This window comes from Brevibacillus thermoruber 423 (assembly GCF_000454065.1).
Lineage (GTDB): Bacteria > Bacillota > Bacilli > Brevibacillales > Brevibacillaceae > Brevibacillus > Brevibacillus thermoruber.
Genome location: NZ_KE695655.1, coordinates 53,809 through 65,469, shown reverse-complemented (window position 1 = coordinate 65,469; position 11,661 = coordinate 53,809). Strand labels below are relative to the sequence as shown.

At 60.4% G+C, this 11,661-nt stretch carries 13 protein-coding genes and 1 pseudogene; 8 read left to right on the top strand and 6 right to left on the bottom strand.

Annotated features, from left to right (window positions below):
- Nucleotides 1–37 precede the first annotated feature (37 nt).
- A complete protein-coding gene (locus tag M516_RS0121470) occupies nucleotides 38–793 on the bottom strand; it encodes an MBL fold metallo-hydrolase (protein ID WP_029100934.1) in 756 nt (251 codons plus the stop codon).
- A 118-nt stretch (nucleotides 794–911) separates the two neighbouring features.
- Between M516_RS0121470 and M516_RS0121465 the strand changes: the two genes are divergently transcribed.
- From M516_RS0121465 to M516_RS26220, 3 genes are all read left to right on the top strand, one after another.
- Nucleotides 912–1,325, top strand: a complete 414-nt coding sequence (locus M516_RS0121465; RefSeq protein ID WP_029100933.1) for an Lrp/AsnC family transcriptional regulator — start codon at nucleotides 912–914, stop codon at nucleotides 1,323–1,325.
- A 219-nt stretch (nucleotides 1,326–1,544) separates the two neighbouring features.
- Nucleotides 1,545–1,826: a hypothetical protein gene (locus tag M516_RS0121460; RefSeq protein ID WP_029100932.1), complete on the top strand. Its 282-nt coding sequence runs from the start codon at nucleotides 1,545–1,547 to the stop codon at nucleotides 1,824–1,826.
- A 38-nt stretch (nucleotides 1,827–1,864) separates the two neighbouring features.
- Nucleotides 1,865–1,999: a hypothetical protein gene (locus tag M516_RS26220; protein WP_255309806.1), complete on the top strand. Its 135-nt coding sequence runs from the start codon at nucleotides 1,865–1,867 to the stop codon at nucleotides 1,997–1,999.
- A 143-nt stretch (nucleotides 2,000–2,142) separates the two neighbouring features.
- Here M516_RS26220 and M516_RS26085 read toward each other — a convergent pair whose 3' ends face one another.
- From M516_RS26085 to M516_RS0121445, 3 genes and pseudogenes are all read right to left on the bottom strand, one after another.
- Nucleotides 2,143–2,493 carry a cupin domain-containing protein gene (locus M516_RS26085; protein ID WP_176703384.1) on the bottom strand — a complete coding sequence of 117 codons (351 nt, stop codon included), beginning with the start codon at nucleotides 2,491–2,493 and terminating at the stop codon, nucleotides 2,143–2,145.
- Between the two features lie 60 nt (nucleotides 2,494–2,553).
- Nucleotides 2,554–2,877, bottom strand: a pseudogene (locus M516_RS26215) (DUF2500 domain-containing protein); the annotation flags it as partial.
- A gap of 101 nt (nucleotides 2,878–2,978) precedes the next feature.
- Entirely contained in the window at nucleotides 2,979–3,740 is a 762-nt protein-coding gene (locus tag M516_RS0121445; protein WP_029100930.1) for an ANT(4')-I family aminoglycoside nucleotidyltransferase, read from the bottom strand.
- Between the two features lie 330 nt (nucleotides 3,741–4,070).
- Between M516_RS0121445 and M516_RS0121440 the strand changes: the two genes are divergently transcribed.
- Nucleotides 4,071–5,237, top strand: a complete 1,167-nt coding sequence (locus M516_RS0121440; RefSeq protein WP_029100929.1) for a cation:proton antiporter — start codon at nucleotides 4,071–4,073, stop codon at nucleotides 5,235–5,237.
- Nucleotides 5,238–5,305: 68 nt separating this feature from the next.
- Here the strand turns inward: M516_RS0121440 and rpmG are convergent, their stop codons facing one another.
- Both rpmG and M516_RS0121430 read right to left on the bottom strand, forming a co-directional pair.
- Entirely contained in the window at nucleotides 5,306–5,455 is a 150-nt protein-coding gene (gene rpmG / locus M516_RS0121435; protein ID WP_029100928.1) for a 50S ribosomal protein L33, read from the bottom strand.
- A 19-nt stretch (nucleotides 5,456–5,474) separates the two neighbouring features.
- Entirely contained in the window at nucleotides 5,475–6,698 is a 1,224-nt protein-coding gene (locus tag M516_RS0121430; protein ID WP_029100927.1) for a GTP-binding protein, read from the bottom strand.
- A 182-nt stretch (nucleotides 6,699–6,880) separates the two neighbouring features.
- On the opposite strand from M516_RS0121430, the gene M516_RS0121425 reads away from it, so the two are divergent.
- The 4 genes from M516_RS0121425 to M516_RS0121410 all read left to right on the top strand — a co-directional run bounded on the left by M516_RS0121425 (nucleotide 6,881) and on the right by M516_RS0121410 (nucleotide 11,614).
- A complete protein-coding gene (locus M516_RS0121425; RefSeq protein ID WP_029100926.1) occupies nucleotides 6,881–8,041 on the top strand; it encodes a CdaR family transcriptional regulator in 1,161 nt (386 codons plus the stop codon).
- A gap of 116 nt (nucleotides 8,042–8,157) precedes the next feature.
- Nucleotides 8,158–9,021 (top strand): sugar diacid recognition domain-containing protein, encoded by an 864-nt coding sequence (locus M516_RS26210; RefSeq protein ID WP_051188331.1) that lies wholly within the window; start codon nucleotides 8,158–8,160, stop codon nucleotides 9,019–9,021.
- Nucleotides 9,018–10,160: a glycerate kinase gene (locus M516_RS0121415; protein ID WP_029100925.1), complete on the top strand. Its 1,143-nt coding sequence runs from the start codon at nucleotides 9,018–9,020 to the stop codon at nucleotides 10,158–10,160. The genes M516_RS26210 and M516_RS0121415 overlap by 4 nt, the downstream gene beginning before the upstream one ends.
- Before the next feature lie 26 nt (nucleotides 10,161–10,186).
- Nucleotides 10,187–11,614 (top strand): GntP family permease, encoded by a 1,428-nt coding sequence (locus M516_RS0121410; RefSeq protein WP_197058247.1) that lies wholly within the window; start codon nucleotides 10,187–10,189, stop codon nucleotides 11,612–11,614.
- Nucleotides 11,615–11,661 lie beyond the last annotated feature (47 nt).

The following is an 11,661-nucleotide window of genomic DNA, read 5'->3' as shown; positions in this document are numbered from 1 at the left end:
CAAAACGAAACACTCCCCTCTTCAAGGGAGTGTTTTGTCAAAACCGTATCGCTTCGCCGTCTTCCGGCACCAGCACCCGGTCGTCCAGCTTTCGTTCCCGCAGATGCGCGCGCAGTTCGGCGCGGCTCAGCAGACAGTGGTTCCACGCTTCCATATGGGCGACGACGATCCGGGCGGACGGGCAGGCGGCGGCCAGGCGAACGACGTCCTCGGCGGTCATGGTGATGGGATCGCCGGTTACAAATTGGGCGGCTCCGGCAAATACCACCGCCACTTCCGGCCGATGGACGGCGGCGGCCCGCTCCACCTCTTCGCACCAGATCGTGTCGCCGGCCAGGTAGAGGCACGGTTCCCCCTCCGCCCGCAGCACAAACCCGGAGACAGGCCCCATCTTCGCACCGATGTCCCCGGTGCCGTGCCGGCCGCCCGTCCGCACGAGGCGCATCCCTTTCCAGACTCTCTCATCCGCCACCGGGGTGACGTTCGAAAATCCGCATGCCGCCAGCCGATCCCGATCCTGCGGCTGGCAAAAAACCGGGATCTCCTTGGGCAGCGCCTCGGCGGCCGCTTGGTCAAAATGATCGCGATGGGTGTGTGTCACCAGGACGGCATCGATCCCGGCAATCACGCGCTCCGCCGTCACGGGCAGATCCACGAGCGGATTGGGCCGCTGGTTGGGCGTGTCGGGAGTGGCCGGGAGTTCGCCCGCCCGGCTCAGCATCGGATCGACAAGCAGCGTCCGGTTGGCGTATGTCACGCGCAGCGTGGCATGTCGGACAAGCTGGATTTCCATACAGGTTCGCTCCTTTGCCTTTATAATGGATACAGGTGAGTCCATTATAATCGGGTAATCGTTGACGCTGTGAAAGGATTCATCCTTCTGCTCTTTCAGGTTGAAAGGAGTCTGCCTCATGCTGGATCAAACCGACCTGCGCATCCTCGCCCTGCTGCGCGAAAACGCCCGCTTGTCGTGGAAAGAAATCGGCGAACAGGTGCATCTGACCGGCCAGGCCGTGGGCAATCGCATTCGGCGAATGGAGGACATGGGCGTCATTCGCGGATATACGGCCGTTGTCGATCCCGCCAAACTGGGCCCCTCCCTCACCGCAATCGTCACGATCCTGATGAAAACGACGGATCACGGACGGTTCGAACGCTTCGTCAGCAGGCGTCCCGAGATCGTCGAAGCCCATCGCGTCAGCGGGGAAGGCTGTTATTCACTGCTCGTCCGCGTCCCCGATCAGACGGCCCTCAACGCGCTGTTGGACGCCATCCTGGCGTACGGCAACTACCGGCTGAGCCTGTCGATCGGCCGGCTGAAATAGGCACGTCCATCCCAACAGCCGATCATTTCTGAACCGACCGATCATCCCCATGGCAATGGGGACATCGATCGCGTGCGGCCTGAGCCTTTACTCCAGCTTGGTACCGGGAACGCTCTCCGCAAAATATTACCGATTGCCCTCTTCCGCCCAACGGGTTTACAATGAGGGATACCAAGAACCCAGGTTCTTGCAGACGTCAAGAAAGGGGGGAAATCGCCGATGGAAGACGCGCTTTTGCTGCTTTCGCTGGATGATTTCTTCGCCTTGCTTGCCCTGTTTGCGGGATGCTTCCCGTCCGTCCTGTACATACGGCGTTTGCAGGGCCCGCAGACCGTGACCATTGGCTGGCGCCAAGACGACAGCTACGAACCTTCCATTAATCCTTGCTTGGTCGAGACGTATCCGATGGCGGCAAGGCAGCCGCAGCGCATCCGGCTGCATCGGCGCGTACGGCGCGAAGACGGCGACTCGGATGCTTCCGCACTCCGCTTTTCGCTCTGATCAGAAGAATCAGAATGGAAAAAGGAGCGTGACGGGGCATGATCGCCAAGTACATCGGAGAAGCTCTGTTGGTTTGCTTCAGTCTGCCGCTGTTTGCCTATCAGACCGCGGAGAGCCTCCACGCGCTGGCGGACGCGTTTGCGCAGATGTCCGAGTACCTGCCGTGGAAGTGACAACCGCAGCGTGCATGACAAAACCCTGGCCGAACGGCAATCGGCCAGGGTTTTTCTTGCTGTCGCGGTAACCGGGTGCAGGTCTTCCGTGCGCTGGCGGCACGCGTGATCGATGCCGGCCGGTTCCCATGTTCCGCACGCAGTCAATCCGCCTGCACGCGGTCTCCTCGCGACGTCGGCTGGGAGATGACGAGAAATTCCGTCTCCGCCCCGCTTTCATTTTTCATCTGGTGCGGCACGCCCGGCGGCACTTCCATGCCTTCGTGGGGATGCAGCTCCCACGAGACGCCGTCCACTTCCAGCACCGCTGTCCCGGACAGCACAAAGAAAAACTGCCGCGACCGCTCGTGGTAATGACGGACTTCCGCCGTTCCCGCCGGCATCCGTTCGTGGATGACGCTCAGGTCGCTCCCCTTGACCAGATGCCAGCCGTCACAACGCTCCCCCCAGACGTAGTGCTCCGCGCTCTCCTTGGAGATTTTCCCCAGCGGCATGCCGTCCGACCGCCCGAGACGGGGGTTCGCCTTCGGACGGGACTGGGGCTGAAACCCTTTGAACCGCGTGCCCTGATACGTGAGGATGCCGTCTTCGTTTTGGGCAATCAGCCCGTACTCCGGCCCGTTTACGCGAAACTCCAGCCGTTCCCCGCTGTCCAGTTCAAACGCCACGTAATACGAAGTATGAACGCTTGAATCCCCGGCGCCTCCCCACGTATTCGTCCGCTTCCCCAACACCCTGGCCGGAACGCTGCGGATCGGCGCGGTGTTGTTGGACATCCACGTGCCCACGCCTCTGACCAGAGCCGTCCCCATTACCACAATGATCACCCCAAAGATCAAGCCGGGCGCCAGCGTAAACCACCAGGGTTCTCCCAGCATGCCGGGATAACTCGCATCGAAAAACACGCTCTTCCCTCCTGTCCATCACGCTACCCTGTTATACGCCGGGGGGAAGCAAATGTTTCGATCATTCCCGCGATTCAGAAGGGAATCCGCCTGTTCTCCATGCAGTCATACCCGTTTCGGACGGCCCACTCGATGACCCCGTCCCAGAAGCTTTCGCAGGCGCACAGGATCGCGTCGGGCTTCGATAAATCCCCGGCCATCACCAACCGGCACAGCGCGTCGAAACCGGCGGGGCGGTCAGACATCTCCCGCGCTTCGGGCAGGACGAGCGCCCTGGTGGAAAAGCACCGGCGGTGATGCGGGCCGACAAGCATGGCGCCGTACGTGGCCGTTTCGATTGCCAGCGTCGGCAAAAACGTGCAGGGCCCCTGGACCCTGACATTTCTCCACTTGCCGGCCAATTCGTACAGTTCGCCTGTGATCACGCCGCAAACCGCACGGCGAAAATCATCCCTGCCAGGCGATTCCGCCACGCTGCGCAGTTCGGCGAAAAACGCTTCCGGATCATAAAGGCTCCGCACGACGAAATACTTTCCGTGCGTGAGCGGCCACAGGCCATCGACGAACGCCGCGTCCCGCAGCATCACGTCCTCGCTCAGGAAGTTCACCTCCGCTTTCCACGCCCCGACGGCCCATTCGCAGTCATCGTCCTGACCCGAAGAGCGCAGAACGCAGAACATCTCCAGATCGGAAAACGGGCCATCCGTTTCCCGTGCCGCTGAGCCGTAGATGCCGATCGCCTTGATGTTCTCTCCGTGGACGGACAGCGCCCGTTCGGCGATCTCGTGCGCCAGGCGCGCCCGCTCTTCTCTCGTCATTGGCATTGGTCCATTCATGGGGGTTCACTCCTTTTGTTCGGTACGAAGCGTTTCGGGAAAGCCGCACACAAAAGACAGGAGGGCCGCGGCATCAACGGGGGATGTTCTTCCCCTGCGGGACAGGCTGCCCGTCCGGCTGCCGAGTCAGAACAGGCCGCAGTCATTCTTTATTGACTTTTCAGGAAAAATCGGTTATGATGGATATGCGTAAACGTGAATATGTAGGATGAATGGAGGAGCCTGTCACCATAGGTTTCCTATTGCCTTTTTTAAGAAGGCAGGGGAAACCGAGGGGCAGGCTCCTTTTTCATTCTCATCCTTCACATCAGATCAAAGGGGGAGTGGTCCATGATTGTCTTTCAACTGGCGGTGATTCTGCTCGCTTCCAAGATTGCGGGGGACATCAGCGTCCGATTGGGGCAGCCCTCCGTGCTGGGCAAGCTGCTGATCGGCATCGTGCTCGGGCCTACGGTGCTGGGGTTGGTAAACGATACGGAAATCCTCAAGGAAATCAGCGAGATTGGCGTCATTCTGCTGATGTTCATCGCGGGACTGGAAACCGATCTCGACGAGTTCAAGCGGACGGGAAAAGCCTCCACGTTTGTCGGCGTGGCCGGCATCCTGGCGCCGTTGACGCTGGGGTATCTGGCGGGCACCGCCATCGGCATGTCTCCGATGGAAGCGGTCTTTCTCGGCCTGCTGCTTTCCGCCACCAGCGTCAGCATTTCCGTGCAGGCGCTCAAAGAGCTGGGCAGGCTGAAGTCAAAAGAAGGGGCAACCATCCTGGGCGCGGCGGTCATCGACGACGTGCTGGTCATCCTCGCCCTGGCTTTTGTGATGAGCTTTGCCGGCGGTGATGTCAATCTCGGCATGGTGATCGTGAAAAAAGCGGTGTTCTTCGCCGTCGCCCTGCTGCTCTCCTGGAAAGTGGTGCCCTGGGTGCTGAAGCGGTTTGCTCCGCTGCAGGTGACCGAGTCCGTCGTATCCGCCGGACTGATCATCTGTTTTACGTTCGCCTACCTGGCCGACTATGCGGGAGTAGCCGCCATCATCGGCTCCTATATAGCCGGAGTGGCCATCAGCCTGACCCCGTACAAGCACGAGGTGTGTGAAAAGGTGGAAACACTCAGCTATTCCGTGTTTGTGCCGGTGTTCTTCACCTCCATCGGGGTCACGGCGTCGTTTGCGGGCATTGGCGAACATCTCGGCCTGATTGTGGGCCTCAGCATCCTGGCGATCCTGACCAAACTGGTCGGCGGCGCGCTCGGTGCGAAGCTGTCCGGTTTCACCTGGAGCAGCTCCCTGGGCATCGGCGCGGCGATGGTGTCCCGCGGGGAAGTGGCGCTGATCATCGCCTCCATCGGACTGGATACCCGGCTGCTGACCGAGGACATGTTTGCCGCCGTCGTCGTCGTCGTTCTGGTGACGACACTGGTGACGCCGCCGCTGATGAAGCTGTTTTTCGCCCAACAAAAGAAAGAGGCGGAACGCCCCGTGTTGAAACAGGAAGCGTAATCCGCCGCCGGCTGCCGGGACAGCGGTCCCGGCCGTTTTTTTTTTGACAGTCGATGACGTGGTTCGTCCTACTTCGTTTCCCGGTGCAGCGTCCGCCGCTTCAGCCGCGGCGAATACTTCATCAGTTCCAGCCGCTCCGGGGTGTTTTTCTTGTTTTTCGTCGTGATGTAGTTGCGATCTCCCGTCTCCGTGCACTGCAGCGTCACCGTTACGCGCATTGGTTTTTCCTCCTTTTGCTCACATGATCGTCTCGACAACCGTATCCGCCGTCGGCAGCGGGTCCGACAGAGCACTCCAGTCTGCTTCGTACTCCTCGTCCGTCAGCAGGCAGGCGTCCAGCCCGCGCTCGATGGCGGCCTGATCCATGCCGATCCCGATGAAGACCAGTTCGGTCAACCGGTCGCCATGCCGCGGGTCCCACGTGGCGGCCCAGTCAGGGTCTTCCGCCCGGAGCATCTGCTGTTCCGCTTCCGGCAGGGCGGCTGCCCAATACCCGACCGCGCCCACTTCGATCGACGGGCCCGCCTGGCTTACCGACATCGCCAGATCGTTTCGCGTCGCCAGCCAGAAAAAGCCCTTGGCCCGCACCACCTGTTCCGGCCACTGTTCCAGCCAGTTCGCAAAGCGCTCCGCGTGAAACGGGCGGCGGCGTCGGTAGACAAAGGAGGAGATGCCGTATTCGTCCGTCTCCGGCGTATGCTCTCCCTTCTGCAGTTCCTGCAGCCAGCCGGCCGATTGGCTCGCTTTTTCCAGGTCGAACAGGCCGGTGTGCAGGATCTCCCGGGGATTGACCCGGCCGCGGCTGCTCCGGATCAGCTTGGCGTGCGGCTGCAGTTTGCGCAGGACGGCTTCCAGCTTCTCCAGCTCCGCCTCCTCCACCAGGTCGCACTTGTTGAGGATCATCACGTCGCAAAACTCGATCTGGTTGATCAACAGTTCCACGACGTCGCGCTGGTCGTCCTCGCCGGTTGCCTGGCCCCGTTCCAGCAGACTCTCCCCCGAGGAAAAGTCGTGCCAGAACCGGCAGGCGTCCACCACGGTCACCATCGTGTCCAGCCGGCACACGGCGGAAAGGTCGATCCCGTTTTCTTCGTCCACATATGTAAACGTCTGGGCGATCGGGACCGGCTCGCCGATGCCGGTGGATTCGATCAGGATATAGTCGTACCTGCCTTCCCGGGCGAGCCGCTCCACTTCCGTCAGCAAATCCTCCCGCAGCGTGCAGCAGATGCAGCCGTTGGACATCTCCACCACTTTTTCCTCCACCCGGGAGACGCCGCCCCCCTGGGCAACCAGCGTTCCGTCCACGTTCACCTCGCTGAGGTCGTTGACGATGACGGCGACGCGCATACCCTCGCGATTGTTCAGCACGTGGTTGAGCAGCGTCGTCTTGCCCGCTCCCAGGTATCCGCTGAGGACCGTCACCGGTATTCGTTTGTCCGGCTTTCCTTGATCAGCCATGCCTTGCAGCTCCCTTGTACGTTTATAAATCGTAATCAATACGATTTGATTTTTATCCTACCCCAAGGACGAACGGCTCGTCAAGATAAAACGTAATCATTACGATTTCAAAGATGTGGGAATGTTTACCCGATACAATGAATAGACCCATACTCTATGTCCAGCGGAAGGAGCCTGCGGTAATGAAGTTGACTCAATCCCTCGCCGACCGGATTGTCAAACGCACAATGGAAGTGACCAACCTGAACATCAATGTCATGGATAAGGACGGCGTCATTATCAGTTCCAGCGATCCTGCACGCATCCAGAGCTTTCACCAGGCGGCCCGCCAGGTGATTGCCACCGGGGAGGAAATGCTCCTCGGCGAAGAAGATTGCCAAAAATGGACGGGAACGAAGCCCGGCATCAACATGCCCATCCGCTTTCAGCAGCAGATTGTCGGCGTGATCGGCATATCCGGCGCTCCGCAGGAAGTGGTTCCGTTCGGCAAAGCAGTCAAGATGATGACGGAAATGATGCTGCAGCAGGCGTATCTGACGGAGCAGATGGAACTGGCGGAGCGCTCGGTCAATTTTCTGGTGCAGGAGATGATTTCCGGGACGCTGGACCCTTCGCGCGACGTGGTGATGTCCCGCGGTGCCCTGCTCGGTCTGGATTTGTCCCGTCCCCGCTCGGTCGTGATCATCCAGGCGACCGGCGCGGAGGACTGGGAGGAATGGCATGCCGACCGCCGCTTCCCCCGCAAGGTTGCCGCCTGCTTCCGCCATTCCGATCAGGTCTGCGTCTCCGTGACAAAACGGAACTGCTGGATCGTCGTCACCGACTTGAGCGGCCTCCGCAGCAGGGAGCAGATCAAGCCGTATTTGCACGAAGCCGCCCACAAACTGCTGAACGCAGCCCCCGCCGGCCTCCGCGACCACCTTCTGATCGCAATGGGGCGCGGCTATGAAGACGTCTACGATCTGGAACTGTCGTTCAAGGAGGCCATGCAGACACTGCAGGTGCTGGAGCGCTTCCCCGAAAAGGGGGCTATCGGCCATATTGACGACATGTCGCTGGAGCTGCTGCTTCTCGAAATACCCCCCGCCACCCGACAAGTGGTGGTCCGCGACATTCTCAAGGAACTCGTCAAGCACGACGAACTGCTGGAGACGCTGAACGCTCTGTTTTCCGCCGATCTCAACCTGACGGCGGCGGCTCAAGCGCTCAACATCCATCGCAACACGCTCCTGTACAGGCTGGACCGGATTGAGGAGATGCTGGGGCGCAATCCGCGCTGCTTTGCCGAGGCGGCCAAAATCAAGCTGGCGCTGGAACTGCACCGCCTCTCCCAAACTGGATAATCCTCACAGAAACCAGACAGGATTCGACACGCTTTTTTGGTGGTTTTGCAAAATGTAATCGCCATCCAAGTCTTGTATATTAATGGTAACGACAGAAGAACATGAGAGGAATGGCTATGAATACGCTTTCGTTTTTGCAGGATGGTTTTTTCGACGAAATTGTACAAATTTTGCATGAAGAGACCGGTCAGCACATCAACATCATGGGCGAGGGCGGTGTGATCCTCTCCTCCACCCGCCCGGAACGCATCGGCACCGTGCACGAGGCAGCCAAAAAGATCATGCTCGGATTGATTGACGAAGCCCTGGTGACGGAGGAGCAGGCACGGGAACTGGAGGGCGTACGTCCGGGCTCCAACCTGCCGATCGTGTACAACGGCCAGCGCATCGGCGTCATCGGCATGTCTGGCAACCCGGACGAGATGCTGCCGATCGTCCGTGTCGCCGTCCGTACCGTCGTTCTGTGGCTGAAAAACCGCGAACAGGTCATGGAACAGCAGCAGGCCTCCAAACAAGTGTACGAACAACTGCACAACATGGCGGCCACCATTCAACAGATTTCCGCCAGTTCCGAAGACTTTGCCGCAGCCAGCCGAAACGCCCTGCAGGTCGTGAAAAACGGCGAAGAACAAATCAAGCAGATCACGGACGCGCTCAAGATGATCAAGGAAATCGCCGACCACAGCAACCTGATCGGCTTAAACGCCGCCATCGAAGCGGCGCGGGCCGGCGAAGCGGGCAGAGGCTTTCAGGTCGTCGCCTCCGAGGTCCGCAAACTGGCGTCCGTCTGCCAAAACACCATCAAGCAGATTCAGGAGATTCTCCGCCAGGTGCACGTCACGTTCGGCAGCATCAGCGAACAGGCCAAAGCAAACGACGACAAGGCGCAGGAACAATCCACCGCGCTGCAGGCGCTGGTCAAATACGTGGACGACATTGAACAGATGATGGAAACCCTGGCCAAGGGAGGGGCAGCATGAAGATTGTCATCGCACCTGATTCGTTTAAAGGAAGCCTTACCGCCAAACAGGCGGGAGAAGCCATCGCGGCAGGCGTGCGCAGAGCGCTGCCGGACAGCGAAATCGTCGTCAAGCCGATGGCCGACGGTGGTGAAGGCACCCTCCAGTGCCTGGTGGACGCGACCGGCGGCAAGATTTTGCAGGCAGCCGTCAAAAATCCCCTCGGCCGGGAGATCACGGCGGAGTTCGGGATCCTGGGAGACGGGGAAACGTGCGTCATCGAGATGGCAGCCGCTTCGGGCCTCTACCTGATCGAGGCGTCAGAGCGCAATCCGCTCGTGACCACCACCTACGGGTTCGGCCAATTGATCAAGGCCGGATTGGACCTGGGCTGCCGCCGCTTTATTCTGGGGATCGGCGGAAGCGCTACCAATGACGGCGGGGCCGGCATGCTTCAGGCGCTCGGGTTCGCCCTGTTGGACGCGGCCGGCCAGCCGATCGCTTTTGGAGGAGGTGAGCTCGGAAAACTGGAGCGAATCGATGCGAGCAGTGCCGATCCGCGGCTGGCAGAGTGCCGGTTTACCATCGCCTGCGACGTGGACAACCCGTTTGTCGGTCCGAACGGCGCTTCCCATGTGTTCGGCCCGCAAAAGGGGGCCACGCCCGAGATGGTCAAACTTTTGGACGACAATCTGCGCCATTTTGCCGATGTGATTGAACAGACCAGGGGCATCGCGATCCACGACCTGCCGGGGACCGGTGCGGCCGGCGGCGTAGCGGGCGCCCTCCTCGCCTTTTTGAACGGCGAGCTGAAGTCCGGCATCCAGATCGTCAGCGAAACCACCCGGCTGGCCGAAGCGATGGAAGGCGCCGATCTGGTGTTTACCGGCGAAGGGCAGGTCGACTACCAGACCGCTCAGGGCAAAACGCCCTGCGGGGTGGCAAGGCTGGCGCAGCAGCGCGGGATTCCCGTCGTCGTCCTGGCGGGTTCCATCGGCACCGGCATCGAAGCGCTGTACGAACACGGCGTCACTGCGGTGGCCAGCATCATCAACAAGCCGATGACGCTGGACCAGGCGATGGCGCACACCACCGGACTGCTGGAACAGGCGGCCGAACAACTCACGCGCATTTTCGCAAGCAAGGGAGGATTGTCATGAGTCCTGCAGTGATTCAGTTGGGGCCGATCATTTTGCTTCTGCTGCTGCTGTCGATTCTCTTCATCATCTACGCGACAGCCAAGTGGAAGCTCCACCCGTTCTTATCCATCATTTCCAGCACGTATCTATTTGCGTTGGCGACCAACCTTGTCGGCTCCCTCAGCGGTGTCGAGAAACCGATCATCGCCGACATCGGCAAAGAGATTGCCGGCGGATTCGGCGGCATCATCACCAGCATCGGTCTGGTCATCATCTTCGGAACGATGATCGGCAAAATCCTGGAAAACTCCGGCGCCGCCGTCAAAATGGCGGAAGTGGTGCTGCGCATCCTGGGCGACCGCCATCCCGCACTGGCCATGACGATCATCGGCTGGATCGTCTCCATCCCGGTCTTTTGCGATTCCGGCTACGTCATTTTGTCTTCCCTGAAAAAATCGCTGGCGAAAAAGACCGGCGTCAGCGTCGTCACCCTGGCAGTCGCTCTCTCCACCGGCCTGTACGCCACCCATACACTGGTGCCGCCGACGCCGGGTCCCATCGCCGCCGCGTCCAACGTCGGCATTGGACCGGACGGCCTGTTCTGGGTGATCGTCATCGGTCTCGTCGTTTCCATCCCGGTCGCGCTGGCCGGACACGTCTGGGCCCGCAAAGTGGCGGACAAGCTCCCGGTGGAACTGGATGAGGCGGTGGAAACCTTTGAGGAGTTCAAGGCCCGTTTCGGACAACTGCCGTCCGCCTTCGCCTCGTTTGCGCCGATCGTGGTCCCGATTATCCTGCTGGCCCTCGGTTCGTTCGCCAACTTCCCGGTAGGGGTCGATGCGCAGGGCAACAAGGAAGTGCTGATGACCGGCTTTGCCAACACGCTCTTCACCTTCCTGGGGACGCCCGTGAACGCGCTGTTTATCGGTTTGCTCTTCGCCATTTTCGGATTATTGCGGCAGCGTAATGAGGAAACGCTGACCAAGTGGATGAGCGAAGGCCTACTGGACGCTGCCGTCATCATCATGATTACCGGTGCGGGCGGCTCGCTCGGCGCGGTCATCAAGGCCAGCCCCATCTCCGATTACGTGAAGACGCTGATCGACGGCAATGTCGCCTTTGTCGGCGTGGGCGCGCTGATCATCACCTTCCTGATCGCTGCCGTCCTCAAAACGGCTCAGGGCAGCTCCACCGCTTCGTTGGTCATCACCTCAACGATCATGATGCCGCTCCTGCCGTCCCTCGGCCTGGATGCGATGCTGGGCACCGTTCCCATCGGACAGATGCTGACGGTCATGGCCATCGGCTGCGGCGCCATGGTGGTCAGCCACGTGAACGACTCCTATTTCTGGGTCGTCACCCAGTTCTCCAAAATGAGCCTGCCCACCGCCTACCGCGCCCAAACGCTGGCCACGCTGGTTCAAGGCTTGGTCGGCATCGTAGTGGTGTCCATCCTGGGATTCCTATTCCTGTAACCCTCGCCAAGACAAACATCCCTCTCTTCTCCGCTGCGAAGAGAGGG

Excerpts from the sequence above, each read along its gene's own strand:
- M516_RS0121470 (WP_029100934.1), bottom strand. The coding sequence starts at position 793 with ATGGAAATCCAGCTTGTCCGACATGCCACGCTGCGCGTGACATACGCC.
- M516_RS0121465 (WP_029100933.1), top strand. The coding sequence starts at position 912 with ATGCTGGATCAAACCGACCTGCGCATCCTCGCCCTGCTGCGCGAAAAC.
- M516_RS0121460 (WP_029100932.1), top strand. The coding sequence starts at position 1,545 with ATGGAAGACGCGCTTTTGCTGCTTTCGCTGGATGATTTCTTCGCCTTG.
- M516_RS26220 (WP_255309806.1), top strand. The coding sequence starts at position 1,865 with ATGATCGCCAAGTACATCGGAGAAGCTCTGTTGGTTTGCTTCAGTCTG.
- M516_RS26085 (WP_176703384.1), bottom strand. The coding sequence starts at position 2,493 with ATGCCGCTGGGGAAAATCTCCAAGGAGAGCGCGGAGCACTACGTCTGG.
- M516_RS0121445 (WP_029100930.1), bottom strand. The coding sequence starts at position 3,740 with ATGAATGGACCAATGCCAATGACGAGAGAAGAGCGGGCGCGCCTGGCG.
- M516_RS0121440 (WP_029100929.1), top strand. The coding sequence starts at position 4,071 with ATGATTGTCTTTCAACTGGCGGTGATTCTGCTCGCTTCCAAGATTGCG.
- rpmG (WP_029100928.1), bottom strand. The coding sequence starts at position 5,455 with ATGCGCGTAACGGTGACGCTGCAGTGCACGGAGACGGGAGATCGCAAC.
- M516_RS0121430 (WP_029100927.1), bottom strand. The coding sequence starts at position 6,698 with ATGGCTGATCAAGGAAAGCCGGACAAACGAATACCGGTGACGGTCCTC.
- M516_RS0121425 (WP_029100926.1), top strand. The coding sequence starts at position 6,881 with ATGAAGTTGACTCAATCCCTCGCCGACCGGATTGTCAAACGCACAATG.
- M516_RS26210 (WP_051188331.1), top strand. The coding sequence starts at position 8,158 with ATGAATACGCTTTCGTTTTTGCAGGATGGTTTTTTCGACGAAATTGTA.
- M516_RS0121415 (WP_029100925.1), top strand. The coding sequence starts at position 9,018 with ATGAAGATTGTCATCGCACCTGATTCGTTTAAAGGAAGCCTTACCGCC.